The sequence below is a fragment of the Kribbella sp. NBC_01484 genome (assembly GCF_036227145.1).
GTDB lineage: Bacteria > Actinomycetota > Actinomycetes > Propionibacteriales > Kribbellaceae > Kribbella.
In genome coordinates this window covers 2,351,110-2,376,188 of sequence record NZ_CP109437.1, presented here as the reverse complement: position 1 = coordinate 2,376,188, position 25,079 = coordinate 2,351,110, and the positions used below count along the sequence as shown (strand labels likewise).

The window sequence follows — 25,079 nt, the reverse complement described above, 5'->3', positions numbered from 1 at the left end:
CATGCGAGTCATCGGCCTGATGTCCGGGACGTCGTACGACGCCATCGACGCCGCCGCGGCGGATCTTCGGCTGGACGGCGATCAGTTGGTGCTGACGCCGCTCGGCCTGCTGAGCCACCCCTATTCGGACGAACTGCGGGCTGCTATCGCCAGTTCGTTGCCGCCGGCAAGTACGACGATGGAGCAGGTGTGCCGGCTGGACACCGGGATCGGGCAGGCGTTCGCCGACGTCGCGCGGCAGGCGGTCGAGCAGTTGTGTGGCGGGTACGCCGATCTGATCGTGTCGCACGGGCAGACGATGTTCCACTGGGTCGACGGAGGGTCGGTGCGCGGGACGCTGCAGCTCGGGCAGCCGGCCTGGATCGCGGAGGCGACCGGGATCTCGGTCGTGTCGGATCTGCGGTCGCGTGATGTGGCGGCGGGCGGCCAGGGTGCGCCGCTGGTCAGCATCCTCGACGTGCTCTGGTTGCGCGGGCGCAGCGGCGTACCGATCGCGCTGAATCTCGGCGGGATCGCGAACATCACCGTGGTGCATGGTGACCCCGTTGCCTTCGACACCGGTCCGGCGAACGCGCTGATCGATGCGGTGGTGGCGGAGCTGACCGGTCGCGCGTTCGACGCGGACGGGGTGATGGCTGCGCGCGGGCGGGTGAACGAGGAGTTGCTCGGGCGGTTGCTGGCGGAGCCGTACTATGGCCGGCCGGCGCCGAAGTCGACGGGGAAGGAACTGTTCAACCTCGCGTATCTCGCGCGGGCACTGGAGGGGCTGCCGGACATCCCGGCCGACGATCTGGTCGCCACGGTGACGACACTGACCGCCCGGACCGTCGGCGACGCGGTGCGACGGTACGGCGGGACCGAGGTGATCGCGTCCGGCGGTGGGATCCGGAATCCGGTGCTGATGCACCTGCTGGCGTCGGAGGTCGGCGTCCCGGTGCGGACGACGGACGAGCTCGGGCTCCCGTCGGCGGCCAAGGAGGCGTACGCGTTCGCCGTACTGGGCTTCCTGACGGCCCACGGGCTCGGCGGGACGGTGCCGAGTTGCACGGGGGCGGGGCATTCGAGCGTGCTCGGGTCGGTCACTCCCGGGCTGCGCGGCCTGCCGGTTGTTCCGGGCGACGTGCGGCCTCCCGTGCGGCTCGTGGTGCGGTGACCGCACTGAGTGTCGCGCGAGTGGTGGAGCTTGGCGCTGCTGACGCCCATGCACGCACCTCGGGGCACTTGAGCAGCGTCCACGATGCTCCGCATCGAGGACGCTCCTCAAGCACCCCGATGCACGCACCTGGACGCCACCATCGCTCAAGCTCCACCACTCGCGCGACACTAGGACTGTGACGAGGTTGTTCGTGGTGACCGGTGCGCCCGGTTCTGGGAAATCGACAGTGGTGCCTGAGTTGCTCCGGCTGAGTCCGGGGAACCTGGTCGTGATGGACATGGACGAGTTACTGGACGACCACGGTCGGTTGCTCGGGATCGACATCGCGAGTCCGACCGCGGTACCGATCTGGCCGGCGTACAACGCCCTGTGGTTGCGGATCACCGAGCTGATCCGGCGGTCCGGGATCCCCGTGCTGTTGCTGTCGCCGCTGCTGCCCGCCGAGCTGCCCGAGGGGCGGTGGCTGCATCTGGACTGCCCCGACGCCGTCCGGCGGAAACGGCTGGCCGGGCGAGGCTGGCCGGCGGCGCAGATCGAGGAGGCCTTGGAGGACGCGGCCGAGCTCCGCAAGCACGTGCCGCGGTCGGTCCGGGGTGACGTCGCGCCGGAGCGGTGCGCGAAGAGCATCCTCGAGTGGCTCCGCGGCGAACGCTTCGGCGGCCCGCTGAACCTCTGGGAACGGCTGCGCGGCTGATCTGCGGAACATGACTGGCGCTCGGTGGCAGTGATGTTCCACAAAGGTGCCGTGTTGACCTTCAGGCTGGTGGAAGGGGGAGGGTCGGCGGCATGAGTTTGACGATCAGTGAGTTCGCCAGGTTGGTGGGGCTGGCGCCGAGTGCGCTGCGGTTCTACGACGACTGCGGTCTGCTACCGCCCGCGTCGGTGGACAGCTCGAACGGGTACCGCTACTACGCCGCGTCCCAGCAACCTCGCGCCCGCCTGCTCCGCGACCTCCGCGAAATCGACCTTCCGCTCGCCGAGGTCCGCCTTGCACTCGACGCCGACCCCGCCGTACTCGCGGACATCGTCCGAGCCCACCTCCGCACAGTCGAGGCAAAGACCGCAGCCGCCCGAGCCGCCGCCCACCACCTCCTCACCCAGCTACTCACCGAACGAACAACCGTGATCCTGGGCGGCCCAGAGTTCGCCAGCTCCACCCGCCAAGTAGCCCCTGCCGCCGCAACCCCCGCTCCGATCATCGCGCCCATCGCCGGGGCTTCCGCCACCTCCAGTGGAGTCGAGGCGGAGTTGGCTGTTGCGCTCGGGTGTGTGTTGATCGAGCTCGCCGGGGACGAGGTGACGTTTGTGGCGACGGATCGGTATCGGCTGGCGGTGCGGACTGTGCGGGCGATGGAGTTCGCGGGACCGAGCGCGCGGGTGCTGGTGCGGGCAGATGAGTTGGCTGAGCTCGGGCGGTGGGCGGCGGCTGGGGAGACGGTGCGGGTGGAGGTCGGCGCTGGGGGTGCCGAGTTGGTGCGAGGGGACGAGGTCCGGCAGATCAGCGTGGTGGCGGCGGAGTATCCGGCGTACCAGGGGATTCTGGATGGGCTTGCGGCGCCGGTGTGTCGGGTGGTTGTGGACCGGGCCGCGTTGCGGGCGGCGCTGGAGGGGCGTGACGTTGTTGCCTTTGACATCGGTTCGGGGAGGCTGACGGTCGACGGTGAGCAGACGCTCGAGGTGATCGGGTCGGGGGCGGCGCGGATCGGGTTCACCGCGGAGTTGCTGGGCGCCGCGCTGGAGGCGAGTGTCGGACCGGACGTGCTCCTGGAGATCTGCGCCCAGGACCGGCCAGTCGTCGTACGCTCAGCCGATCAGGGCACGTTCACCACGCTGGTGATGCCTGTCCGGCTGGATGGGTGAACCGGGCGTACTGCGGCTGGCTGGCTGGTTCCACACTCTCGGTCTTCGGGGACACCGCCGGGGTGATCGCGGTCGCCGGGTTCGCGCTGGTCCGCGAACCAGTTGGTGTTGTGGAGCGTCGTACCGTGACGTGACGATCATCTGGATCAACGGGACCTTCGGGGCCGGTAAGACGACCACGGCCGGGAAGTTGGTCGGGCTGACCGAGGGGACGCGGCTGTTCGACCCCGAGCATGTCGGCTACATGCTGAGGGCCAATTTGAGCGACCAGGAGTTCACGGACTTCCAGCAGTTGCCACCGTGGCGGACGCTCGTCCCCGTCGTCATGGACGAGATCGGCCGCCTCACGGGCGATCACTTGATCGCCGTACAAACCGTTCTCGTCGAGTCCTACTGGCGCGAGCTCGAGGAGGGCCTCCGTACCCGTGGCTATGACATCGTCCACGTCCTCCTGGACGCCGATCCCGAAACCCTCCACACCCGCATCGACGCCGACCCCGACGGCCACGACATCCGCCCGTGGCGCCACAACCACGTACCCGCCTACCAATCCGCCCGCCCGTGGCTCCTCCCAGCAGCCGACCTGGTCATAGACACCACCAAACACCCAGCCCAATCAGCCGCCGAACAAATCCGCGATCACGTCGCCAACCAGCTCTGAGACCTGAGCGCGCGCAACCGGGTCATCGCTCGTCCTCGCGGTCGCGCGAGATCTCCGAGGCGACATCAACATCGTCCGGTTCCCCGAGAGGTGCGTTCAGAGCGCTGCGCCGCAATTCGGCCACGCGGGGCTCCGACGCTGTCGTCGGTTCGGGCGCGAACTCGATTTCGAAGGTGGGGTAGTCGGGTTGGGGGCAGGGGGCGCCTTGGTGGCCCAGGGCTTCGTAGAAGGGGGCGGAGCGTTCGTGGTGAGCTTGCCATTCGAGGTGGCGGACTCGGGTGGAGGCCCAGGTGGTGACGGCTGCCATCAGGGCGCGACCTACGCCGGTACGACGGTTGGCCGGGTCGACGTAGAGGTCGTGGAGGCGCGCGTGATGGACGCGGCCCGCGCGGAGGTGCGGTCCGTAGTCCTGCACCACCGCATAGCCCACCAGCCCACCGTCGTCGTACCCGAAGGCGGCCCACCGGGGGTCGTCGGCCAGCTCGTCGTAGAGCGGGCGGGTTTCCGCCTCGGACATCGCGGTGCCGAACCCCTGCACCAGCGGCCACAGCTCATCCCAGTCGTCCAGAGTCAAGCGTCGTACGGGCATGACAGGCAGGATGGCAGGCCGGTCGATGTGGAGGCACCTGGTTTGTGGGCTCAGTTGAAGGTCAGGGTGGTGAGGGTGGCCTCGGCGGTGGTGGCGTCGGGTGGGGACGCGTTGGGGAGCGTCACGAAGAGAAGAGCCTTGATGTCTCCGGCGGTGTGATTGAAGGCGTAGCGCAAGGTGGTGCCCTGCTGTGTGCAGGAGTACCAGGAGAAGTCAGGGAGGTCGGCCAGTGGAGCTGACGGGGCTGTCTTGCACCAGTGGGAGTCCAGCGTCTGCTGAAGCAGGGCTGCCTCCTGGCAGGCCTCGTCCGTACTCGCCGTACGGAGTGCCTGCTCGGGCGCGTTCGCGACGACGACGACGGTCTTGTGGTCGGACGAGTTGATGCTTGCGATCTCGGCGTCGGTGCGGTCGCATTGGCCTGGTGTCCAGCCGGACGGCACGCTGATCGTCACCTGATGACCCGGCGGCCGTGCGACAGCGTCCGGGACCCTCGCGATGCTGAGGATCGCCGAGGTCGCGATCACCACGGCCGCGACGGCGCCGGCCGCGAATCTGATCGGACCACCGGCGGGCACCACGGTAGCCGGGGTCCCACCCTTCCACCCTGGACCGACCGGGCGCACCACCGGCTCGGTCTGGCACAACAACGCGAACGTCAACGGAACGATCAGCAGGTTCCACTCGACCCTGGAGCCGTTGTCGAAGAGGCCGATCCCCGCGCCGGCCCCGATCGTGAAGGCCGCCAGGCTGATCAGGGTCGCCCACGTCGCCATCGCCAGCACCGACTTCCAGGCCGGCTTCTCCCGCTCCTCCCGGGTGTCGACGAGGAACCGCCACGCCACCGGCAGGATCACCAGCACTACGGCGGCGGCGGTGGCCGGCGATCCGGACAGCAACGCGTCGATACCGAAGGCCGAGATCGTCGACCCGATCAGCGTCTGTACCAGTAGCGGCGAGACCGCGCCGATGTCGCGGACGCGGATCGCGACGATCAGTACGGCGATGCACACGCACACCACGAGGCGCTGCGGAGACGCAAGGAGCTGGTCGCTGGAGATCCTGTGCTTGCCGACGGCAACCTGCACGGCGCTCGGCAGGGCCCAGAAGACGAAGGCGAGTCCGAACGCCGTCCCTGTCGTCAGCCTCCGATCGGACCGCAGGTACACGCTGGTCACCCAGGCAACCACCACGATCGCGGCGAGACCGTCGTACCGCTGGAACCACAGACCCCAGTCCAAGGCCGTCGGCGCCCAGTCTCCGCGGACGATCGGACCGACGACCAACTGAAGCAGAGATCCGGCCACCAGCAAGACCGAGGGCAGACCAAGTGCGGCGATCGCGACGGCCACGGTACTGCGCAATCGGCCGGGAACGATCGGGTTGCGAGACTCCCATCGCAGGGCCGCGACGCCGGCTGCCGCCACGAGGACGCAGTACGCCCACTGCCAGATCGAGCCGACCCGCCAGATACCTGTCGAGGTGGAGCCGAAGGCACCGAGGTAGCCGAGTGTCAGGACGGCCAGAATGAGTACGGCGGCCGCGATCACCACGCCGCGCCGGTGCAGGACCCGCAACCTGGCGAGACGGCCGGCCAGCGACACCTGCGCCCGGGCGAACTCCGAACCGGACAGCAGGATCAGGATGACCAGCCAGCCGGTGAGTCCGGCAGCGGCGACACCACTGAAGAGCTTCAGTGCCGATGCGGATCGAGGCGCCCGCAGGGACGCGGCGACGTCGGGCGCCAGACCGCCGGCGAGATGGAACGGGATGACGTTCGTGACGTGGCTGGACCACGCCCAGACGGCGATGGTGATCCACAGCGGCACGCTGATAATGAAGCCGGTCGTCACCGGTGACCTGGTGAGTCGCCTGGCCGCCAACAGGAGCCACACCGCTGGGACGAGACTGGACACGACCATGAGACCGAGCGTCCACCGCGGCACGGAACTCCACTCGACCCGGAAGGATGGGAGCTCCTTGGCGACCAGTGCGATGCTGCGCGCCAACCGGGTCGCACCGTCCAGGACGCTGAAGCTCACGCCACAGGTGAGCAATGCCGTTGCTCCGAGCAACGGGCGGGCGTTCGTCGCGACCGAGGCGACGGTCGCCACCGACCAGGCGGCGAGGGCCAGCGACACAAGCATCAGCACGACGGCCGCGTCGGCGAGCGGCGTGCTGTAGAACCACACCTGCGGTTCCGTCGGCCCGATTTCGTAGACGCCCGCCACGATGGCCAGGCCGGCCGAGACCAGCGCGGCCGCGCCGAGCCGGATGCTGGTGTCGTACGGCGCTTCTGCGATCCCCGGGCGAATCAGGCGGTCACCGAAGTACTGCCGCAGCCGCCCGACAGGCCCACCGAGTGCGGCTGTCGTCATGATGCCCCCTGACGTGAGTATGGCATCGCAGCGTTTGGTTATTGACAACATATTGTCGAGATGACAAGGTGTTGTCCATGAGAACTGTGTATGCGGCGGTGTATGACACGTGGGCGGACTGGGAGATCGGGCACCTGCTGGTCGAGTTGCGGACCGGGCGGTTCACCGGGGTGCCCTGGCAGGTCGTGACAGTGGGGGAGTCGAGGGAGCCCGTGGTGACGATGGGCGGGCTGCGGGTCGTGCCGGACCTGGCGCTGGCGGATGTCGAGCCGGACGACGGGGATCTGCTGGTACTCGCGGGATCCGGGCTTTGGGACACCGGACAAGGGGACACATTCGCGAAGCTGGCGCAGCGGTTCCTCGACAGCGGGATTCCGGTGGCGGCGATCTGTGGTGCGACGGCCGGGTTGGCGCGGGCCGGGCTGCTGGACGAGCGCAAGCACACCAGTGCGGCGAAGGAGTACCTGCAGGCCACCGGTTACCAGGGCAGTGACAACTACCTGGACGAGCGGGCGGTCGTCGATGGCGACCTGATCACGGCCGGGCCCGATGCGCCGGTGCAGTTCGCGCGGGCGACGTTGCAGCGGCTCGGGCTCGCGGACGAGCGGAAGCTGGACGCGTACGAGGGCGTGTTCCACCGGGCCGACCCGGCCGCCTACCCGATCCTGGTGGGATGACGGTTCCACCTCGCGAGGACTGGCCGAAGCCGACGCGGCAGACGGAAGGCGGCGCGCTGTTGACGGATGTCGTCCTCGCCACCTTCCGCCTGAACGCGCGGCTGATGGAGGCCGCCCAGGACCTGGCCGCTCACGGCGGGATCACCGCAGCGTGGTGGCAGGTCCTCGGCGGCGTCCTCGACCAGCCGCGCTCGGTGGCCGACGCCGGGCGGATCATGGGCGTCAGCCGGCAGGCGGTCCAGCGGATCGCCGACCTGCTGGTCGAGCGCGGCCTCGCCGAGTACCGCCCGAACCCGGCCCACCGCCGCGCCAAACTGCTCGCCTGCACCGAGGCCGGCTACTGGGCGATCCGGCAGATCGCGCTCGTCCAGCACCCGTGGACGTCCGAACTCGCCAAGGCGGTCGAGTTAGAGGATCTGCGTACGACGTTCGCCACCATGCAGACCCTGATCACCAAGCTGGAAGAAGCCTGACCACCAGACTGCGACCGTTGGTATGGCGCGTGGTGCAGGTGAGTCGCGTCCCGGCCACGGTCCGCACTACCTGTACGCCAGGGGCCGGGGATGCGGACCGAAGATACTGAGCCCAGAGGTTGACCGTGATGGTGTCGCGGGCGGTCGTGGGATCGGACACGGCGATGGTGACCGAGCTCGACTGGCGTCGGAGCAGGACGGAAGCGGGCCCGTCGATCGTCAGTCCAGGCAGGTTGTGAGCGCCAGGCGTGAAGGTATTGGCGCCGGTCAGCCGTGGACCGAGGTGCTGGATCGCCTGCATGCGTGGAGTGTTCGACAGCACCGCGATCCGTCCGTGCTGATACGAACGCAGCCCGGATTCCGTTGCGTTAGGCACCAATGCGTAGGCCATCGACCGCGTGACCCCGGCGGCCTGCGCGACGGCCAGACCGAAGACCTGCTTGGTCACCGCGGTGTCCGGGTTCGACGCCCGCACCACGCGCCGGCTCCGCGTCACCTGCTGCAGCTCCACCGATACCTCGCTCGGCTGCAGGAAGTAGTAGCCGAGTGACACGCCGCCGCCCGCATACCGCAGCCACCGCGGATCGACCGTCCCTGTCCCGGCCCACGTCCGACCATCCCGCCGTACGCCGGTGATCGCGACAGCGTCCCCGGTCGCCGCGATACGCGTGTCGAGTGTCGTGGTCACTGCACGATCCGCGTCGCCCACGCCGGCCGCGAGGACGACGATCTCGTCGTCGAGCAGGAACCACGACTTGGTCGCCGACGCGTTGCGGTAGACCACGAAATCGTCCGGCAGGATGTCGCGCGACGCGTAGGCGAAGTCATCCGACTGCACCCAGCCGGCCGCGCCGTACGCATCGAGCGTCGCACCGCCGGAGTAGGCGTTGGTGCCGGTCGGGAAGTACACATAGGTGTTCTGCGACTCCGACGACGCGGTGAACGTCGGCGGGTTGTCGTAGTACTGCGTCCCGTAGAGCTCGGGGATCGTCTTGCGGGCCTCGACCGGCGCGGTGACGCCGCCCAGCGCGTACGGCGAAACAGTCGTGAAGTAGTCGACACCGTACGACGTGGTCTGGTCCTGGCCGGCCAGGTAGAGGTAGTGCGCGCCGTCGCCCTGGAACCACGGCATCAGGTTCTCGCCGCTCATGTACTCGTACTTGCTGATCCGCTCCGAGTTCCGCGCCAGCGCGAACGCGAACCCCGGCCGCCGATGGACAGTGCGGTCCATCGCGTTGAACGCCGTACTGCTCGCGGCCGGGTTGAGGTCGGCCGGAACGATTGCCGGGTCGGCCTTGATGTCGGCGAACCGCGCGACGCTGACCGGGGAGACGAAGCTCGTCGGGTTGATCGTCGGCCGCGCGGTGAACTTCGCGAACGACTTCAGCCGGGCCGCGTCCGCGCCGGTCGCGTAGTCGGCCAGGTCGACGATCGCCTCCACCACGACCGCGACGTCGTCGTACCCGGTCGCCGTCCGGGACACGGCGCGACCCTTGACGATCTCCATCATCCAGCCCTCGAAGATCAGCGGCGCGAACCCGTGCTCGACCCAGCCCTGGACGACGCCGACCAGGTCGTCGCTCTGCGCGTACTCGGTGCCGTCGAGCACCTTGATGGTCTGCAGGACCCGGCTGAGCAGGGCCTTCCCGTACGACCCGGTGTACGCGACCGACGAGTGCTGGATGAACGAGCCGTCCGCGTAGTACCCGTCGGTGACGCCGTGCTGCAGGTTGTACGGGTCGACGGTCGCGAACACGGTGAACTGGTCCTGCAGTGCCTTCCGGATCCGAGCGTCGTCCCCCATCAGCGCGCCCTGCAGGACCCGGTTCGCGGTGATGTCGACGAGGTTCGCGCCGGTGTGGAAGCGCGAGTCGAGGTCGACGTCGCCGTCCCTGCCGTTGCGCAGGTAGGCGTCCATCGAGGGCACGTACTGCGCGATCAGCGCGGCCGGCCCGTCGAGCAGGGCGAGCGTCTTCGACACGTACGTCGAGATGCCGATCTCCCACGTGAACCAGTTGCCGTAGTACCCCTTCGACTGGTCGCCGTAGTAGTTCTCGTGCAGCCAGACCAGCTTCTCCGCGACACGGGCGCGGACCTGCTCGTTGCCCTGCAGGTCCGAGGCCGGGCCGGGGCGTTTGGTCGCGAGCGCGATCTCGTAGAGGTGCTGGTACGACGCGCTGAGGTTGGGATCGCTGGTCCCGAGGGGGAGCCCGGCGAAGAGCTCACCCGCGCCGGCGCGGTCGAGAGCCGCGATCCAGGTCCGTCCGGTGCTGTCGAGGGCCGCGAGCTTGGCCGCGACTTCGGGGCGCGCGTTGGATTCCGCCGTACCGGCGTAGATCGCGATCGCGTTGGCGAGCAACTGGCTCGGATCGGCCATGGCCTTCAGGGTGGCAGCTCGGGCGCTCGGCGCGGGGTTGACCACGGTCAGCAGGGCGGTGGCAGGTACGAACGACAGCAGGCGGCGGCGGGTGATGTCCACTGGTACTCCCGGGCGGATGGGAAAAACCTCACCCCTGGAGTCAACCAGCCGAAACTATCCTTCAGCAACCGCTTGCCGCCAACTTCTCGGCCGTCCTCGTGGCATCGTTCCGCCGTGACTACGCAGACGTCACCGGACAGCCGGCTCGCCTCGGCTCTCCGGTTCACCACCGAGCTGATCGCCTGGATCGCGACCCCGTGGGCGCTCGCCCCGCACTCGATCCCGCTCGCCGTCGCGTCCGTCGTCGTACTGATAGGTCTGCCGACGATCTTCCAGACCCCAGGGGACAAGCCGCGCGTGATCGTCGCAGTGCCCGGGGTGGTGACCATTCTGCTGGTGCTGCTCCAATTGGTCGCCGCGGTTGTCGCCGCCTGGTTTGCGTGGCCGATGGTGGTCGCAGTCGTGGTCAGCGTGCTTGCGGTTGGGTGTGTCGTGACAGAGCAGCCGCGGTGGCGGTGGTTGTTACGAGCCTCCGGCGCCGACTAGCTGGCCGTCCATCGAGAGGATGCGGATCGGGCCGCCGGTCGCCTTGGTCGGGATGACGAGGGCGAGTTGGTGGAGGTAGTCCTGGTGCAGGGTCTGCGTGTACTTGACCATGCTGCTGAAGGCGGTCGCCTCGCCGCTGGTCCAGTACGCGTTCGAACCCGGCTCGACACGCTGCAGGTACTGCTCGGTGAGGGAGAGGAACACGAGCGCCTCGCCCGACGACGTGATGAAGGTGAGCGGGTCGCCGGACGGCTGGAAGGTGTCGGCGACGCTCGCGATGTACGTCTCGGCGGTGTCCGCGACCTTGGACTTGGCGCGCAGCTCGAGCAGCTTCGACATCCCGGGGGAGGGTGTGAACAACTTCGCCTGCGGAGCCTTCACGCCGCCGGTCAGGTACTCCGCGAGGCTCGCGCCGGCCGCGGCCGGCAGGCTGGCCAGTTTGTCCAGGTCGGCCCTGGCCGGAGTCCGCAGGCCCTCCAGCGGCGGCAGCTTCATCGTCCTCGAGGGGTAGACGGAGTTCGTCAGCAGCCACGGCGCGCCCGCGCTCTGCCGCTGCCAGACGCCGAGCTGGCGGCTCCCCGGGGCGTTCGAGACGCCGGAGCTGACCACGAACCGCATCGGGTACGACCCGAACTCGGGGGCGCCGATCCGCGGGTCGGTGTACGTGAACGGCTTGTCCTTGTCCTTGCCGGGCGCGTCGAGCTTCCGCCCGATCAGGAAGCCGGCCCGGGTCTGGGCGAGGGTCGGATCCGCCTCGATCGTCTCGGACAGGTTGGTGTCGCGGGCCTGGTTCGCCTGGTTGTTGATCTGGTTGTAGCGCTGGACGACGGCCTGCGCGTCGGCGAGCGTCACGGCCGGGCGGCGCTCCGGCGCGGCGTCGCTGTTCCGGGCCGGCAGCAGGCCGCAACTCGTTGTCGTGAGCAACAATGCGCCGCTGGCGAGCAGCGCCGCCGTCCGCCGCACCGCCTCATCACTCTTCTCGAACTCCGGCGACTCCACCAACGAAACGGTCTCCAGCTCAACGCCCCCCTGCTCCGCCGTCCGCTTTCCCGCCGGCGGCCCGTTCGTCGCCCGGCCGTGTGCCGGTCGGTCGTGAGCTGGCGGCTCGTTCGCCGGTCGCTCGTTCGCCGGTCGCTCGTGAGTTGGCTGCTCGTATGGCGGTCGGTCGTGCGCGGGTCCGTCGTACGTCGGTCCGTCGTTGGGCGGCTCGTTGGACGGTGAGCGGTCGCCGCGCGATTCGCCGTAGCCGCGCTTGTCGGAGTGTTCGGTGTACCTCGGCTCGCCGCAGGTGGTCGCGCCGAACCCGACCAGGAGTCCGGGCGACTTCGCCCTCGCGACCGCGGCCGCCGACATGAACATCGGAGCGGCCGGCACGGCCGGGGGAGGCAGCGCGGGCGCGAACGGGCTCGCCGTGACACGCGCCGGCGCGAAGGTGGTCGCCGCGAACGATCCGGATGCCTGGGTGAGAGTGGTTGCCGGGGCGGAGGTGGGCGCCACAGTGGAGGAGGCTAGCGCGGGCTCGAGTGCCGTGGCGGGCTGGAGCGCGGCAGCAGGCTCGACGGTTGCCGCAGTCTGGACAGCCCTTGCGCCAGCCCCATAGCCTGCGCCAGCCCCATAGCCAGAGCCAGCCGCAGGGCCAGCGCCAGCCGCAGCGGCAGAACCGGCGGGAGTGTGTGCAGCCTGACGGGCTGCAGGGAGGGCGACCACCGGGAAGGCGGTGATTGGAGCTGCCGTTGCGGCGGGGCGGCGGAGGGTGAGGGTTAGGCCGAGGGCGAGGACCACGATGCCGGCGCCCAGGGTGATGAGGCTGATGCCGAACGCTCGGTGGACCTCGACGCCGAAGCGGACCTGCGCGCCCACCGCCGGGCTCCCGTCCGCGTTCATCACGACTACGTCGTACCGGCCGTCCTGGATCGGCCAGGCGACCGACGACTGTCCCGTGCCAGACTTCGCGACCCACCAGTCGAGGTCGCCCGGAGCCGTCAGCTTGGTGCTGCGGCCGCGCATGTCCTGGGTGCCGAACGTGGCCGGCAGGTCGAAGCGGATCAGCCGCGTCTGCGCGGCGCCGGCCAGGTAGTCGCGGACGTCGAGGTCCTGCCCGACCCCGACGAACAGCGGCTTGCCGCCGGTCGCGGTCACGTGCAGTGTCGGGCCGTGCCGGTCGAGCAGGTCGGGCGCGGTGATGACGGCCAGGCCCTCGCTGGTCAGCTCCCGGGCGGACGTGGAGATCGTGTTGTCCGGGCCGACCAGCCAGAAGGCCGCCACGGCTCCGGCGACGGTGACCACGAGACCGGCCAAGCTCAGCAGCAGGCCCAGGGCGGTGCGGGCGAAACGCATGAAAAGGCTCCCGTTGTACGACGAAAACCCAGCCCGCGGCGGGTGGACCGGGCAACGGGACCCCCGCCGGGACCCTCAGTGGCCCGACGATCACCCGTTGCCACTGAATAACTGACCGCACAAGAATCTGTTACTGTTCCATCAATTAACGAATGGCCATTCACAAACTCGGAGGTGGCCGGATGGCCCGGCCGAGGCTCGTGAGTGACGACGTGATCCTGGACGCGACCCGCCGGGTCCTCGCCGAGCTGGGGCCGGCGAAACTGACCCTGGCTGCGGTCGGTGCACGGGCCGGTCTCGCACCGCCGACGCTGCTGCAACGGTTCGGCTCCAAGCGCGGTCTGCTGCTTGCCTCGGCCGCCCGATCACCGTTCATGGTGCTCCGCGCGGCCGAGGAAGCGGAGGCGCGGAACACCTCCCCACTGGCCGCGCTGCGGGATTTCGCGCTGACGGCCGTTGCCCACATCAAGCACCGCGAAGAGCTCGGCAACGGGGTCGACGTCACCGACCCCGACTTCCGGCAGCACGCGCTCGCGCACTCGGCGGCGATCGTGGACACCTGCGCCCGGCTCTACCAAGCCGCTGTGCAAGCCGGTGAGCTGCGCCCCGACACCGACGTACCGGCGCTTGCTCGCCACACCCTTGTCTGTTTCACCGGCGCTCTCCAGGTCTGGGCAGTCACCGACTGGGGTTCCCTCCGCGACTTCCTGGCCGACCAGCTGGACCTGATGATCGCGCCCTACCTCGCCCAGGACTGACGCTCGCGACCCGGAGCTGCGCACGGTTGACCAAGGCAACGGTCTGGACCGCAGCTGGGTCAACCGTTTGATGCACAGGCGAGCACGCAACAAAGCCCAGGTCCCGAAACGGTGGGCCTGGGCTTTGACATCTGGAGCGGGACGGGAATCGAACCCGCACTGTCAGCTTGGGAACAGAGTTGTCAGCCGTAGTCGGCTCAGCCTGACGGGCGGCGAGCTGCTCGCCCGGTCCGAATTGTCCGCTGTTGACCGGTGGTTCACGCCGGGTGCCGTCCAATCGGGCACGGATCGGGCACGGATCGGGCCTGCTGCCCAGGTCCGGACCCGACACGCTTTCCAAGTCCTGCACCGATGGTCCGTCGCCACCCTCGGCAGGGTTCGCCGCAATCCTCAACGCGATGCAAGCCCCGACCGAGAGGCACTAAAGCACTTCGCCCAACTCAGGTGGAAGTCCGTCCAACCTCAAGCCGCTCCACCCAAGCCTCCCGGTATCCCCGTGCGGCTGCTTGAACGGGCAGTCGTCGTCTCGATGGGGGACGTCCTGATGGACTTTCGCGAAGCAACGATCGACCTCGGTGGTAAGCCCGGCTTAGCACCCGGTGCAGGTGGCGGCGGCGGTGGAGCCATCGGCTCGGGCGCCCGCGGGGGCTGCGGATCAACGGTGCGGGTCGAAATCACCTCTGGGAGATGATGCCGGCGCGACGGGGCGAGGTGACGCTGGCTGTAGGTGGCCGGCGGCCACAACCTGAACAGGGGGCACCCATCATGGCAGATCGCAACTACACGCTGTTCGTCGCCGCGTACGACGACGAAGCCTCCGCACAAGCGGACTTCACGACCATCAAGGAGCTGGACGACACCGTCGTCATGGCCGCGGTGGTCCTCTCACGTGACTCCTCGGGCCAGGTGGAGGTCAAGGAGCACGGCGGCGGCTACGTCGCCGCCGGTACGACCCTGGGCGCGGTCGGAGGGCTCGTGGTCGGATTGTTCGCCCCGCCCCTGTTGCTTGCCGGTGTGGTCGGCGCCGGGATCGGTGCCGGTGCAGGGGCCATCGCCAAGCGTCACTCGGAGAAGTCCATCGGTGTGGACGCGGAGGAGTGGCTGCCTGCCGGTTCCTCGGCGATCGCCGCGGTCGTCGACGACCTCTACCTCGACCGTGTCGACAAGGCCGTCGGCAAGGCGACCAAGAAGGTCAGCAAGGCCATCGACAAGGGCGACTACGACGCCGTCGTCAAGGCCGTCAACGAGGGCGACGAGAAGGTCATCGAGGCCGCGGAGTCCTGATCCGGACCACACCGGCAGGGGGAGCACCCGCAGACGCTGAGGAGACAGTGCCGTGCCAGCTGAACCAGACACCCCGCGGAGGCCCCGGGTTCTCGACAAGGGCCGGATGGAAGGATTCAGCGACGGCGTCTTCGGTTTCGCCGCCACACTGCTCGTACTGGATCTCGCCGTCCGTCCGCCGGGCACGCCTCTGGAGCAGGTGCTACGCGGCTGGCCCGGCTACCTGGCCTATCTCGTCAGCTTCCTGACCATCGGGGCCGCCTGGCTCCTGCACACCGCCATGACCGACCGGCTCAGCGGGACCGATCAGTTGTTCCTGCGGCTCAACCTGCTCCTCCTGCTCGCGGTGGTCTTCCTGCCGTTCCCGACCGGGCTCATCGCAGACGCGCTGCGCGACGACGACATGAACAGTGAACGCGTGTACGTCACCATGTACGGGCTCACCCTCCTGACCATCAGCCTGCTAGGTTCCGGCCTCGACGCCTACGCCCGGCGCGAGCACCTCTACGCGGTCAAAGCGGGCGAGGAACTGCGCAGCCCACGACGAAAGTCCCTCCGGGGCGTCATCGCGTACGCGATCGCGATCCTCATCGGCCTCGCCCTGCCGATCCTGGCGGTGGCGATCTACTTCGGTATCGCGGTGTACCTCGTGGTGCCGTTCCGGGAGGCCGCACGAGTGCTGCGCAGACGTCATAGCACTCCCCAATGAACACCGCTCACCGGACGTGACGAACGATCCGACGCCGACCACCGAACCACTGATCCGCCTGTATGACGCTCACGGCGGCTTCACCAACCTCGCAGAAGTGCAACTGCTCAAGGCGCCCTGACCATGGTGACGCTGGGTGGCCGGATCTCACCTCGGCGGACGGCCGGTTGACATCATGCGATGGGGATGATGTGGAGCCGCCGCGCAGGCGGAACGATCCTCGTGTACAGGTGTGAACTTTCGAGGGGGTGAGTGGCGGATGAGGTCTCCTATCGTCAGCGCCGCAGTGGCTCTGGTGCTCGGCGCTTCGCTGGTGGGCTGTAGTAACAACCAAGCCGCCGTGTGCGGTTCTGTCGACAAGTTCAAGACGTCGGTCGACGACGTCAAGAAGGTCGATGTGACCTCGTCGACCGGCGTCTCCGACCTGCAGAACGCACTGGCGACCGTCGAGACGAACCTGGCACAGGTCAAGACCGACGCCAAGTCGGACTTCTCGTCCCAGCTCGGGGCGGTCGACACGTCGCTCAACACGCTCAAGACCAGCCTCACCACGGCCAAGTCCGACCCGTCGGGCGCCAGCCTGACCGCGGCAGCTGCGGCGACTCGGGCTTTCGGTGGCGCCGTCGATGCCCTCACCACCAGCATCAAGTCCACCTGCTGACCAGAACCACCTCGGCTGCCCGCCAGCTGGCCGCACAGTCCTGCGCGGCGGCCTCTTCTTCGGCCACCTCCGCCTCCGCTACCTCGATGGCGACACCGATCGCGGCCACTATGCTTCCGGTCCCGCCCGCCCTGAGTGCCGACCAAGAGGCGATCCTCAACGCACTAGATCGCCCGATCCCAAGGCGACGGTCTCACTTGTCGCTAGCCGGCCGAACTCTGCGTAGCTCGGGGTGCCCCGGTGCAGGGCCTCCTCGGCGCGAGCGATACGCCGCACCATTGACGGTCGCATGCGATCGCTTGCCTGGTCCAGTGTGAGGAACTGGCAGCGTCGCGCTTCTGTTGCGTCCAAGGTGATTCGGTTAATCTGTTCATCGGTCAGAATTCCACCGTCGAAGATGAACATGATGCCGTCAAACCAGACTCCCTGAGCTGGAATCCAGTCCACGACAAGCACCGGGCCGATTTCAATGTCAATCCCGATCTCCTCCCGTGCCTCTCGACGGCAAGCTTCGAGAGGGGATTCATCGAACTCAGTCACGCCACCGGGGATTTCAAGGGTTGGCTTGTATGTAGCTTCTAGGAAGAGGATCAGCCCATCGCTATTGCGAACGAGCGCGCCTGCCGCGGTCGTCTTCTTCGGCAGTCTTCCCGCAATGCCTACGTTGAATTCCTTCTCCGGTTCGCCTTCGGCTGCTAGGTCGGCTTCGCGGCTGGGATGGATCATTTCGCTGCACCTTCTGGGTTGAGACCGCTCTGGTCAAAGAAATCTCGGACAACATATGTGTTCATGAATGGTCGAAGTTTCGCGGCAAGTCGTGCGAGATGCCGTCGTGCACGATTAGAGTCAACGTGATCCCGCAGGGAGATTATTTCCGTGCCGTAATGACATGCAAGCTCTAGCTCACCTTCCCGAGCGGCCGCGATTCCGAGTTCTGCAGCGCTATAAATTCTGCGCCTCGGTCGATCCCCCGATCCTTCCCAAACCTGGTTGAGATGCCTCCTCGCTTCCTTCGTATTACCCAGGTCGTTCCAGCAAGTTCCCGCGTGGCTCGCGAACATGATTTCATCCCGCTGCGGCTCCCAAGCACGCGGCTCCGCTGTCTGAATCCGTTCGTACGACTGTTCGGCGCTGTGAAGGGCTGACGTTGCGTCTCGGACAGCACCGAGAGCGGAGTGGGATCGGGCCACCAACAGGTCAGCCTCGACAAGCACCTGTGGACTGCCAGCAGACTCCGCAACGTTTCGTGCGGCCTTGGCGACCCGGAGGGCTGCAGCCGCCTGCCCAACGTGCAGCGCCTGGTGAGTGATACTCGTCATCAGGTAGGCCGACAGAGCGTCGTCGCCAACCTCACGGGCCAGTCGGAGTGCTTGGGTGAAGTAGGCCTGTCCGAATCCGTGGCGTCCGGCGTCGTAGTACATCCATACGACGATCTCGCACAGCTCAGCAACAACGGAGAACAGCTCCGAGCGAGCATTGGTCTCGATCTCGCGTTGGAGCATCGGCAGCGCGATCTCATGGAGGTATCGGCTGGCCGTCGCCCGACACTCCGCACCGCCCGCCCGGCGCTCGATTGTGTCTATTGCCGAGATCATCGTCCGGACCTGCTCGACGTTGCCACTCGTGACGCGGCCACTGTCGGTGGTGGCAATGGCCTGTCCGACCGCCGATGTGGGCCAGTCGAGCACTGTTGCGGCGAGGTCTTCGGGCCGGTACACGGCGCGCTCAGCGGACGGTTCAGCAAGGCTTTCCAGGATCGTGACGGCTGCGTCCAACCCAGACGGATAGGTCGTCAGCGAATGGCCGGCCGCCGGACTGTGTACCTCCCGGAGATCGTCATGCAGGACCTGCGCCTCCACTTCGATATACATGTCAAACGAACGCCTGAAGCATTCGTTTTCACGGGAGCAAAGGGTGCACAGTTGCGTCGGTCAACGTTCCAGCGGAACTGGCGGAAGGGACTCAACGGAGCAGGCCTAACCGGACGCGTCCACTTCCACGACCTGCGCCACACCGGCAACACCTGGGCGGCCGAGTCCGGCGCGACCCTGCGGGAACTGATGGAGCGCATGGGGCACGCCAGCAGCAGGGCATCTCTCATCTACCTGCACACCAACGACGGACGACACCAGGGCGTCGCCCAGGCGATGTCAGAACTCATCGCCGAAGGTCTGCGGGACGACCCGGACGCTGGTCTCCCGGCGGCATCGGGCACGTAACGGGCACGGCGGCGGTAGCCGGTCACTGAGATGACGAAACCCCAGGTCAGAAAGTTGCCTTTGACCTGGGGTTTCGATCTGGAGCGGGTGACGGGAATCGAACCCGCACTGTCAGCTTGGGAAGCTGATGTTCTGCCATTGAACTACACCCGCGCAGCCGGAGGAACCGGCAGGCGCAGAAGAGCATAGCCGATCGGTGGGGGCGAAAGCACGACGGGTGCGGCGCGGCGCGAACGGACGGCCGACTGGGGCGCACTGCCCCGGCCCGGCACCTCGGTCCGTCGTTCGGGACCGGCCGGTGGGGTGGTTGTTGCGGGGTCAGGAGATCAGGTGCCGAACGCATCGAAAAGGGGTCGCGGACGGTTTGCGATCGGGGTTCTTGGGGAGTTTTCCACAAAGGGCACGCTCAGGACTGGGCAGGTCCGTGATCTTCTGGCAGATTAGAACGCGTTGCCGGGGGCAACATTTGACGCAACGTGAGGATGCGGTCCTCGTCAGGACCGGACAAGGTGGTTGCGGGGCAACTGGATGAAGGGGTGAACGGTGGCAACAGACACAAGTGACGCGCTGGAGAACCTGGAGACGGAGCTCGTCACGATGGCGCGCCGGCTGCGTGGTCTGCAGCGGAAGCTGTCCGACGAAGCGCACCCGGACCTGGAGCCGGCGCAGTACGCGTTGTTGAACCACGTCGAGGAGCTGGCGCCGGTGCGGATGGCCGACCTGGTTGCGGCGCTCGAGGTGGACAAGGGTCCGGTCAGCCGGGCCTGTGCGCGGCTGGAGGAGGAAGGTCTGCTGAAGCGGGCGGCCGACAAGTCGGACGCGCGGGCGACCCTGCTGACCCTGACGGCGGCCGGCAAGCGCAAGCTGGCGGCGGCCCGGAAGAAGCGGCACAAGGTGATCGAGGACCTGCTCAAGGACTGGTCGCCGGCGCAGGTGAAGACCTTCGCCACCCAGGTGTCGAGATTCAACAAAGTGGCCGGCTGAGTTAGTTGCCTCAGGCCCGGTTTCGGTACGCCGCAACGGTATCGGAACCGCCCGTGAAGGTCTGGTGGTGAGGTCTCGCCGGGGAGCTGAGGGCTCCGGACGATCCACCACCGGCCCACGGACAGCTCCGCCGGACGACCGGCGGAGTGAGGCGGGAACTGGGCGGATGAGCAGCGCGCTGCTAACGTGCGACCGTGCTGCTCTCCGACCGTGACATCCTGGCCGAGCTCGACGCGAAGCGGGTCCAGCTGGATCCGTTCGACGCTGCGATGGTGCAGCCGTCGAGTGTCGACGTACGGCTGGACCGGTTCTTCCGGGTCTTCGAGAACCACAAGTACCCGCACATCGACCCGGCCGAGGAACAGCCCGACCTGACCCGGCTGGTCGAGCCGGACGGCGAGGAGCCGTTCATCCTGCATCCCGGTGAGTTCGTCCTGGGATCGACGTACGAGCTGGTGACGCTGCCCGACGACGTGGCGGCGCGGCTGGAGGGCAAGTCCTCGCTGGGCCGGCTCGGGCTGCTGACGCACTCCACCGCCGGGTTCATCGACCCCGGGTTCTCCGGGCACGTGACGCTGGAGCTGTCCAACGTGGCGACGCTGCCGATCAAGCTCTGGCCCGGTATGAAGATCGGCCAGCTCTGCTTCTTCCGGCTCTCGTCCCCGGCCGAGCACCCGTACGGCTCCACCAAGTACGGCTCCCGCTACCAGGGCCAACGCGGCCCCACCCCGTCGCGCTCCTACCAGAACTTCCACCGCACCGATATCTAGTACGCCGCAACGCGAAAGGGCTCCCGACCACGGGAGCCCTTCGCCGTGAGGTCCGATCAGGCGGTCGGCTTGAGCGCGATCAACACGCTCTGGAAGCTGGAGCCGCCCGGTGCCTGCGAGTAGACGCCGCCGTACTTCGTCACCGCGGTCGGCGACTCTGGCTTGTCGTTGTACAGGGACATGTCCGAACCGTTCGCACTGCCCGGATCAGTCGGCTGCGAGCCCGGGTCCTGGCTCGGCGTCGACCCCTCGGTCGGCGTGCTGCTCTCCGACGGAGTGCCACCGTCCGACGGGCTCGTGCTGTCCGATGGTGTCGGCGCGCTGGTCGGAACGTCGTTCCCGGTGGCTGCATCGAGCATCACCGGCTGTGCCTCGGTCTGCCCGTAGACGACGCCGTGGAAGGCTGCGGTGAGGTCGGGGACGATCCGGTTCGCAGCCTTGTCGGTGTACCCCCAGGTCTTCTTGCCGGTGGTGTCATCTATACCGATGATCTCGCTGCTGTTGCCGGCGCCTTCGACGCAGACCACGGCGTTGGCCTCGTCGCCCAAGCACCTGAACTTCATCAGGTGATCGACAACCTGAGCCGGGATCGGCACGACCGCACCGGTGGCGATGTCGATCGAGTACACGACGTTGCTGAACTTGTCTCCGCCGCTGGTGCTGCCGGACACATAGGCGCGCTTCGAGCCGTGGCCCGCGCTCCACAGCGAGGCCTGCTTGGTCGGGAACTGCTTGGTGATCTTGCCTGTCGCCGCATCGGCGATCAGGATCGTCGTGGTGCCGCGGCCGGCCGCATCGCCGCCGTTCACTCCGGCGACCACTCCGTTGAGCACGCCGGCCGGTTCGAAGGACGGGATGAGGCCCGACTTCTGGGTCTTCGGGTCGGCGAAGACGGTGAAGATCCCGCCGGACTTCGCGGTCGCAGTGTCGGGATGGACGCCGATCACGATCTGACCGGTGGCGGCGTCGTATGCCTGGCTCACGATGTTGTCGCCGGTCTGGCCGGGGCCGAGGAGCGGAGTGAGGTCCGCGGCCACTTCGGCGACCTTCTTGCCGTCGGCGGCGTCGATCCACTGGAACAGCACTTGGCCCTTGGCCTTCTGGGTGCCGCTGCCGGCGACGGACTGGATGTACGCGATCGCGACCACGTCCTTGCCGTCAAGCTGCACGGGCATAGGCCCGGTGACTGCTGCGATGGTGGTGGTCTCCGCTTCCGCCGGTGGGACGGTCCACGGCTGGCCCTGGCCGGCGATGTTCCGTCCGGTGATGCCGAACTTGCCCGCGATCAGCGTGGTCTGGCCGACCATGCCGGAGGTGAGGCTGTACTGGTTGTCCTTGTCGCTCCGCGGGACGCCGAACGCCGACACGGCGGCGAATCCCTTGGGCGGGTCGAAGGAGGCTACGGGTGGCGCCGACGGGGTGGCCGGGGCCGCGGACTCTCCGCCTGCGGACTTCGCGTCGGACTTCTTGTCGTCTCCGCCGCAGCCGGCCAGCAGGACGACGGCGGCGGTGACGGCGGCTGTTGCGACCATCGGACGCAGCATCGTTGGTTACTCTCCCCAGGTCTCGACCGAGAATGATCGCCTGAACGCTAGCAGTGTTCGCGGGTCCCCGATCGCGGTTATCCACAGGGGTTGCACCAACCTGCAGACTCAGCTGTGACTCCGGGTCCCCACCGTCACCAGTCCCAGGCGGTGCAGCACGCTGCAGAGTGCGGCGGCTGCACCGCTCAGCGGTTGGCTGGTCATCGGTACGCCGGTCATCGGACGATCGACAGGCCGGTCCCGCGGTGGCGGGGCTGCGGTTCGGCCAGCCGGCGGGAGGCCGGCTCGAGGCGGTCGGCCAGGCGGCGGAGGGCGGTGGCGAGTCCGTGCCGCGGGCCGTTGCCCTCCGGCTTGCGGTCGCGGCGCTGGGCCCTGGCCTCGGCGGCCCGCAACTGCTCGGCGACCCGGTAGCGTGCGACCTCTTCGTATTCGGTGATCATGTCCTTGCTCCCCTCACGTTGTCCCCGTACTGATGTGATTTCGGCAATGCTTCGCCCAGGTCCCGCCAGACCTAAGACGTGCGGGACCTTCCTGGGTGGTGTGGTTCAGACCTTGACGACGGTGATGTCGCCGGAGACGGTGCGGGCCCGCAGCATCAGCGCGTGCTCACCCTCGGCCGGCTTCTCGCCGGGCTCCAGCTCGCACCGGATCCGTCCGGTGACGGTCTTCAGGTCCAGGTACGCCGGGACGCCGTCGGGGACCCCGATCCGGACGTCACCGCGAGCAGTCTCGGCTTGGACGCTCGGCCCGTCGGCGATCTCGACCGTGACGTCGCCGGAGCCGGAGGTGGCGACCGAGTGGTCGCGGATCCGCTCGATGGTGATGTCACCCGAGCCGACCTTGACGGTGGTGGGACCGCCGGCGTCGCCGACCTTGACGTCGCCGGAGCCGGTGCTCAGGCCGAGCCCGTCGGCGGCCTCGCCGATGTCGATCGACCCGGAGCCGGTGCTGGCCCGGACCGTGCCGGCCGCGTGCTCGACCTTGACGTCGCCGCTGCCGGTGCTGACTCCGAGGTCACCCTCGACCCGGTCGAGCTGGACGTCGCCGGAGCCGGTCGACAACCGCGCCGTACCCAAGGGCATCCGCGAGTCGATGTCTCCGGAGCCGGTCTTGATCCGCGCGTCCAGCGTCGCCGGGGTGGCGATCCTGACCTGGATCTGCGGGCCGCGGCCACGGACGTTGCGGGGACCCTCGACGATCAGTTCGCCGTCCTCGACGGTGAAGACCACGTCGTCCTCGGGACCGCTGTCGACGTCCAGACTGACGATGGTCTCGGTGCCGTCGTTCGGCACGATCTCGACCTTGCCGGAGCCGATCTCGATCCGGACCCGGTCGATCGTGCCCGCGTCCTCGACGATCTGGCTGCTGAAGCCGCTCACTGGACCCATCCCGTCATCCGTTGTCCCGGCCCGCGGCCCCCACGGCGCTCCTCGTGCCGCCGCTGGTGCTCCTCGCGGCGCTGATCCTTGTCTTCGCGACGGCGCTCCCGGTCGCGGTCGCGGCCACGCCGGCCGCGGTCGTTGCCGAACACGCCTTCCTCACCGAAGGGTCCACCCGGGCCGAACACGCCGTCCGGTCCGAAGACCCCGTCGGGTCCGAGCGGGCCGTTCGGGCCGAGCGGTCCGTCCGGTCCGAAGACCCCACCGCGCGGCGGGCGCGGCGGCCGGGGCGGGCGAGGGCCACCGCGGCGGCGGTCGCTCAGCTCGGTCATCACGGTGCGCATCAGCCACGCGTTCGAGGAGATGCCCTCGGCCGTGGCGGCTTCATCCACCTTGTTCTTGATCGACATCGGCAGCCGCAGCGTGATCCGTGCGGTCGGCTCGTCGGCGTCCAGCGTGAGCTGGTCGGTGACGTCGGTGTCGGTCTCGTCGTCGATGTCGTCGTCGGTCTCGTCCGGACCGGTCAGCTGGCTCGGGGCCGGCGTGACCACGAACTCGGGACGGCCACCGGCCATCCGGAGCTCGACCGAACCGGGGGACAGCTCGCGGCTGATCTCCCCGGCGGCGTCGGACAGGGCTGAGATGAGGGCCAGGCGGCCCGCGTCATCCAGCGTGGCTCCGAGGCGCTGCGCCACGGAGCGAGTTTGGTCGTCGGCCAGGGCGGTTGCGTTCTCGACGCTCCGCCGGACCGACTCGAGGTAGTGGTCAAGTTCCATGGCAGCAAGCATGACGTCATCGTGACGTCACTGTCAACCCCTTTTGATGTCATGGTGGTGGCACGGGCAGAATGAGGGCCAGTCGTCGACAGGAGGAACCGTGTCCAGAGGAGTACTCGTCACCGGCGCGTCCAGGGGCGTCGGAGCGGCCGCCGCGCGGGCGTTCGCGCGGGCCGGCGACCGGGTCGTGCTGCATTGCCGTGGCGCGGTCGACCGGGCCGAGGAGGTCCGGGCCGGACTGCCCGGCGACGGTCACGCGGTGGTCGCCGCCGATCTCGGCGATTCGGCCGCAATCCCTGCCCTGGTTGAGGAATCGGCCACCGCTCTCGGCCGGATCGACGTGCTGGTGAACAACGCCGCGCTGTTCGTCGACGAGCCGGTCGCCGGGTCCCGTCGGATCGGGCATCCGCCGGCCGAGACGCCGTACGACGATTGGGTCGCGGCCTGGCGTCGTACCCTCGCGGTGAATCTGGAAGGGGCGGCGCACGTGACCTGGTGCGTGGCCCGGCAGATGCTCGACAAGGAGCCTGCCGAGGGCGTACGGCGGGGTGCGATCGTCAACGTGGGGTCGCGCGCCGCCTACCGCGGCGAGCCGGACGTGCCCGCCTACGGCGCCGCGAAGGCCGGACTGCACTCCCTGGGCCAGTCGTTGGCCGTCTCGCTGGCGCCACATGACATCACCGTGACGTCAATCGCGCCGGGATTCATCACGACCGACATGACCGAGACCATCCTGTCCGGTCCCGGCGGCGATGCGATCCGCGCCCAGAGCCCCTTCAACCGCACCGCCACCGCCGAGGAGGTCGCCGACGCCATCGTCTGGCTCGCGTCCCCGCAGGCCACCTGGTCCAGTGGCGCCGTCCTCGACTTCAACGGCGCCTCCTACCTGCACTGACGGCTGT

26 protein-coding genes and 1 tRNA gene are annotated in these 25,079 nt (G+C 68.3%); 16 read left to right on the top strand and 11 right to left on the bottom strand.

Translation table 11 applies throughout. The annotated features are described in order from the left end of the window. Nucleotide 1 precedes the first annotated feature (1 nt). The 5 genes from OG555_RS11670 (at nucleotide 2) to OG555_RS11650 (ending at nucleotide 3,677) form a co-directional block, all read left to right on the top strand. Nucleotides 2–1,153: an anhydro-N-acetylmuramic acid kinase gene (locus OG555_RS11670; protein ID WP_329482842.1), complete on the top strand. Its 1,152-nt coding sequence runs from the start codon at nucleotides 2–4 to the stop codon at nucleotides 1,151–1,153. Nucleotides 1,154–1,331: 178 nt separating this feature from the next. Then, entirely contained in the window at nucleotides 1,332–1,850 is a 519-nt protein-coding gene (locus OG555_RS11665) for an AAA family ATPase (protein ID WP_329482840.1), read from the top strand. 92 nt (nucleotides 1,851–1,942) lie between these two features. Beyond that, nucleotides 1,943–3,016: a DNA polymerase III subunit beta family protein gene (locus OG555_RS11660; RefSeq protein WP_329482839.1), complete on the top strand. Its 1,074-nt coding sequence runs from the start codon at nucleotides 1,943–1,945 to the stop codon at nucleotides 3,014–3,016. Further along, entirely contained in the window at nucleotides 3,013–3,150 is a 138-nt protein-coding gene (locus OG555_RS11655) for a hypothetical protein (RefSeq protein ID WP_329482838.1), read from the top strand. Before OG555_RS11660 ends, OG555_RS11655 begins: the two co-directional genes overlap by 4 nt. Further along, complete coding sequence (locus tag OG555_RS11650; RefSeq protein ID WP_329482837.1) at nucleotides 3,147–3,677, top strand: AAA family ATPase; 531 nt, start codon at nucleotides 3,147–3,149, stop codon at nucleotides 3,675–3,677. The genes OG555_RS11655 and OG555_RS11650 overlap by 4 nt, the downstream gene beginning before the upstream one ends. Nucleotides 3,678–3,699: 22 nt before the next feature. Here the strand turns inward: OG555_RS11650 and OG555_RS11645 are convergent, their stop codons facing one another. Beyond that, the gene (locus OG555_RS11645) at nucleotides 3,700–4,266 is read right to left on the bottom strand and encodes a GNAT family N-acetyltransferase (protein WP_329482836.1); all 567 of its coding nucleotides are present in this window, start codon (nucleotides 4,264–4,266) and stop codon (nucleotides 3,700–3,702) included. 50 nt (nucleotides 4,267–4,316) lie between these two features. After that, on the bottom strand, nucleotides 4,317–6,641 hold the full coding sequence (locus tag OG555_RS11640; RefSeq protein ID WP_329482835.1) for a hypothetical protein: 2,325 nt from the start codon (nucleotides 6,639–6,641) through the stop codon (nucleotides 4,317–4,319). Between the two features lie 77 nt (nucleotides 6,642–6,718). Here OG555_RS11640 and OG555_RS11635 point away from each other — a divergent pair, with 77 nt between their 5' ends. Both OG555_RS11635 and OG555_RS11630 read left to right on the top strand, forming a co-directional pair. After that, complete coding sequence (locus tag OG555_RS11635; RefSeq protein ID WP_329482834.1) at nucleotides 6,719–7,318, top strand: DJ-1/PfpI family protein; 600 nt, start codon at nucleotides 6,719–6,721, stop codon at nucleotides 7,316–7,318. Continuing rightward, a complete protein-coding gene (locus OG555_RS11630) occupies nucleotides 7,315–7,791 on the top strand; it encodes a MarR family winged helix-turn-helix transcriptional regulator (protein ID WP_329482833.1) in 477 nt (158 codons plus the stop codon). The genes OG555_RS11635 and OG555_RS11630 overlap by 4 nt, the downstream gene beginning before the upstream one ends. Here the strand turns inward: OG555_RS11630 and OG555_RS11625 are convergent. Beyond that, a complete protein-coding gene (locus tag OG555_RS11625; RefSeq protein WP_329482832.1) occupies nucleotides 7,769–10,270 on the bottom strand; it encodes a polysaccharide lyase family 8 super-sandwich domain-containing protein in 2,502 nt (833 codons plus the stop codon). The genes OG555_RS11630 and OG555_RS11625 overlap by 23 nt on opposite strands. Nucleotides 10,271–10,384: 114 nt before the next feature. Between OG555_RS11625 and OG555_RS11620 the strand changes: the two genes are divergently transcribed. Then, on the top strand, nucleotides 10,385–10,756 hold the full coding sequence (locus OG555_RS11620) for a hypothetical protein (protein ID WP_329482831.1): 372 nt from the start codon (nucleotides 10,385–10,387) through the stop codon (nucleotides 10,754–10,756). Here the strand turns inward: OG555_RS11620 and OG555_RS11615 are convergent. Beyond that, complete coding sequence (locus OG555_RS11615) at nucleotides 10,733–13,093, bottom strand: hypothetical protein (protein WP_329482830.1); 2,361 nt, start codon at nucleotides 13,091–13,093, stop codon at nucleotides 10,733–10,735. The two genes, OG555_RS11620 and OG555_RS11615, sit on opposite strands and share 24 nt — an antisense overlap. A 182-nt stretch (nucleotides 13,094–13,275) precedes the next feature. Here OG555_RS11615 and OG555_RS11610 point away from each other — a divergent pair, with 182 nt between their 5' ends. The 4 genes from OG555_RS11610 to OG555_RS11595 all read left to right on the top strand — a co-directional run bounded on the left by OG555_RS11610 (nucleotide 13,276) and on the right by OG555_RS11595 (nucleotide 16,505). Further along, nucleotides 13,276–13,851 carry a TetR/AcrR family transcriptional regulator gene (locus OG555_RS11610; protein ID WP_329482829.1) on the top strand — a complete coding sequence of 192 codons (576 nt, stop codon included), beginning with the start codon at nucleotides 13,276–13,278 and terminating at the stop codon, nucleotides 13,849–13,851. 765 nt (nucleotides 13,852–14,616) lie between these two features. Further along, nucleotides 14,617–15,135 (top strand): DUF1269 domain-containing protein, encoded by a 519-nt coding sequence (locus OG555_RS11605; protein ID WP_329482828.1) that lies wholly within the window; start codon nucleotides 14,617–14,619, stop codon nucleotides 15,133–15,135. Nucleotides 15,136–15,187: 52 nt separating this feature from the next. Beyond that, nucleotides 15,188–15,844: a TMEM175 family protein gene (locus OG555_RS11600; RefSeq protein ID WP_329482827.1), complete on the top strand. Its 657-nt coding sequence runs from the start codon at nucleotides 15,188–15,190 to the stop codon at nucleotides 15,842–15,844. A 259-nt stretch (nucleotides 15,845–16,103) separates the two neighbouring features. After that, nucleotides 16,104–16,505 carry a hypothetical protein gene (locus tag OG555_RS11595; RefSeq protein ID WP_329482826.1) on the top strand — a complete coding sequence of 134 codons (402 nt, stop codon included), beginning with the start codon at nucleotides 16,104–16,106 and terminating at the stop codon, nucleotides 16,503–16,505. 156 nt (nucleotides 16,506–16,661) lie between these two features. Here OG555_RS11595 and OG555_RS11590 read toward each other — a convergent pair whose 3' ends face one another. Both OG555_RS11590 and OG555_RS11585 read right to left on the bottom strand, forming a co-directional pair. Beyond that, the gene (locus OG555_RS11590) at nucleotides 16,662–17,231 is read right to left on the bottom strand and encodes an NUDIX hydrolase (RefSeq protein WP_329482825.1); all 570 of its coding nucleotides are present in this window, start codon (nucleotides 17,229–17,231) and stop codon (nucleotides 16,662–16,664) included. Beyond that, on the bottom strand, nucleotides 17,228–18,376 hold the full coding sequence (locus OG555_RS11585; protein ID WP_329484953.1) for a hypothetical protein: 1,149 nt from the start codon (nucleotides 18,374–18,376) through the stop codon (nucleotides 17,228–17,230). Before OG555_RS11585 ends, OG555_RS11590 begins: the two co-directional genes overlap by 4 nt. Between OG555_RS11585 and OG555_RS11580 the strand changes: the two genes are divergently transcribed. Then, on the top strand, nucleotides 18,305–18,724 hold the full coding sequence (locus tag OG555_RS11580) for a tyrosine-type recombinase/integrase (protein ID WP_329482824.1): 420 nt from the start codon (nucleotides 18,305–18,307) through the stop codon (nucleotides 18,722–18,724). The genes OG555_RS11585 and OG555_RS11580 overlap by 72 nt on opposite strands. 79 nt (nucleotides 18,725–18,803) lie before the next feature. Here the strand turns inward: OG555_RS11580 and OG555_RS11575 are convergent. Next, a tRNA-Gly gene (locus OG555_RS11575) sits at nucleotides 18,804–18,877 on the bottom strand. A 390-nt stretch (nucleotides 18,878–19,267) separates the two neighbouring features. Between OG555_RS11575 and OG555_RS11570 the strand changes: the two genes are divergently transcribed. Together OG555_RS11570 and dcd are read left to right on the top strand one after the other, a co-directional pair. Further along, complete coding sequence (locus OG555_RS11570; protein WP_329482823.1) at nucleotides 19,268–19,708, top strand: MarR family winged helix-turn-helix transcriptional regulator; 441 nt, start codon at nucleotides 19,268–19,270, stop codon at nucleotides 19,706–19,708. Between the two features lie 194 nt (nucleotides 19,709–19,902). Next, on the top strand, nucleotides 19,903–20,478 hold the full coding sequence (gene dcd / locus OG555_RS11565; RefSeq protein WP_329482822.1) for a dCTP deaminase: 576 nt from the start codon (nucleotides 19,903–19,905) through the stop codon (nucleotides 20,476–20,478). A gap of 56 nt (nucleotides 20,479–20,534) precedes the next feature. Here dcd and OG555_RS11560 read toward each other — a convergent pair whose 3' ends face one another. The 4 genes from OG555_RS11560 to OG555_RS11545 form a co-directional block, all read right to left on the bottom strand. Then, complete coding sequence (locus OG555_RS11560) at nucleotides 20,535–22,010, bottom strand: hypothetical protein (RefSeq protein ID WP_329482820.1); 1,476 nt, start codon at nucleotides 22,008–22,010, stop codon at nucleotides 20,535–20,537. Nucleotides 22,011–22,237: 227 nt separating this feature from the next. Next, entirely contained in the window at nucleotides 22,238–22,462 is a 225-nt protein-coding gene (locus OG555_RS11555; RefSeq protein ID WP_329482819.1) for a hypothetical protein, read from the bottom strand. A gap of 105 nt (nucleotides 22,463–22,567) precedes the next feature. Beyond that, a complete protein-coding gene (locus OG555_RS11550) occupies nucleotides 22,568–23,410 on the bottom strand; it encodes a DUF4097 family beta strand repeat-containing protein (protein WP_329482818.1) in 843 nt (280 codons plus the stop codon). Continuing rightward, the gene (locus OG555_RS11545) at nucleotides 23,398–24,177 is read right to left on the bottom strand and encodes a hypothetical protein (RefSeq protein WP_329482817.1); all 780 of its coding nucleotides are present in this window, start codon (nucleotides 24,175–24,177) and stop codon (nucleotides 23,398–23,400) included. The genes OG555_RS11550 and OG555_RS11545 overlap by 13 nt, the downstream gene beginning before the upstream one ends. Nucleotides 24,178–24,277: 100 nt before the next feature. Between OG555_RS11545 and OG555_RS11540 the strand changes: the two genes are divergently transcribed. Continuing rightward, nucleotides 24,278–25,072 carry an SDR family NAD(P)-dependent oxidoreductase gene (locus OG555_RS11540; RefSeq protein WP_329482816.1) on the top strand — a complete coding sequence of 265 codons (795 nt, stop codon included), beginning with the start codon at nucleotides 24,278–24,280 and terminating at the stop codon, nucleotides 25,070–25,072. The last annotated feature ends 7 nt before the right edge of the window (nucleotides 25,073–25,079 follow it).

Excerpts from the sequence above, each read along its gene's own strand:
- OG555_RS11610 (WP_329482829.1), top strand. The coding sequence starts at position 13,276 with ATGGCCCGGCCGAGGCTCGTGAGTGACGACGTGATCCTGGACGCGACC.
- OG555_RS11635 (WP_329482834.1), top strand. The coding sequence starts at position 6,719 with ATGAGAACTGTGTATGCGGCGGTGTATGACACGTGGGCGGACTGGGAG.
- OG555_RS11645 (WP_329482836.1), bottom strand. The coding sequence starts at position 4,266 with ATGCCCGTACGACGCTTGACTCTGGACGACTGGGATGAGCTGTGGCCG.
- OG555_RS11560 (WP_329482820.1), bottom strand. The coding sequence starts at position 22,010 with ATGGTCGCAACAGCCGCCGTCACCGCCGCCGTCGTCCTGCTGGCCGGC.
- OG555_RS11590 (WP_329482825.1), bottom strand. The coding sequence starts at position 17,231 with ATGATCCATCCCAGCCGCGAAGCCGACCTAGCAGCCGAAGGCGAACCG.
- OG555_RS11615 (WP_329482830.1), bottom strand. The coding sequence starts at position 13,093 with ATGCGTTTCGCCCGCACCGCCCTGGGCCTGCTGCTGAGCTTGGCCGGT.
- OG555_RS11660 (WP_329482839.1), top strand. The coding sequence starts at position 1,943 with ATGAGTTTGACGATCAGTGAGTTCGCCAGGTTGGTGGGGCTGGCGCCG.
- OG555_RS11605 (WP_329482828.1), top strand. The coding sequence starts at position 14,617 with ATGGCAGATCGCAACTACACGCTGTTCGTCGCCGCGTACGACGACGAA.
- OG555_RS11585 (WP_329484953.1), bottom strand. The coding sequence starts at position 18,376 with ATGTATATCGAAGTGGAGGCGCAGGTCCTGCATGACGATCTCCGGGAG.
- OG555_RS11640 (WP_329482835.1), bottom strand. The coding sequence starts at position 6,641 with ATGACGACAGCCGCACTCGGTGGGCCTGTCGGGCGGCTGCGGCAGTAC.
- OG555_RS11595 (WP_329482826.1), top strand. The coding sequence starts at position 16,104 with ATGAGGTCTCCTATCGTCAGCGCCGCAGTGGCTCTGGTGCTCGGCGCT.
- OG555_RS11555 (WP_329482819.1), bottom strand. The coding sequence starts at position 22,462 with ATGATCACCGAATACGAAGAGGTCGCACGCTACCGGGTCGCCGAGCAG.
- OG555_RS11580 (WP_329482824.1), top strand. The coding sequence starts at position 18,305 with ATGGCCGGCCGCCGGACTGTGTACCTCCCGGAGATCGTCATGCAGGAC.
- OG555_RS11630 (WP_329482833.1), top strand. The coding sequence starts at position 7,315 with ATGACGGTTCCACCTCGCGAGGACTGGCCGAAGCCGACGCGGCAGACG.
- OG555_RS11670 (WP_329482842.1), top strand. The coding sequence starts at position 2 with ATGCGAGTCATCGGCCTGATGTCCGGGACGTCGTACGACGCCATCGAC.
- OG555_RS11550 (WP_329482818.1), bottom strand. The coding sequence starts at position 23,410 with ATGGGTCCAGTGAGCGGCTTCAGCAGCCAGATCGTCGAGGACGCGGGC.
- OG555_RS11545 (WP_329482817.1), bottom strand. The coding sequence starts at position 24,177 with ATGGAACTTGACCACTACCTCGAGTCGGTCCGGCGGAGCGTCGAGAAC.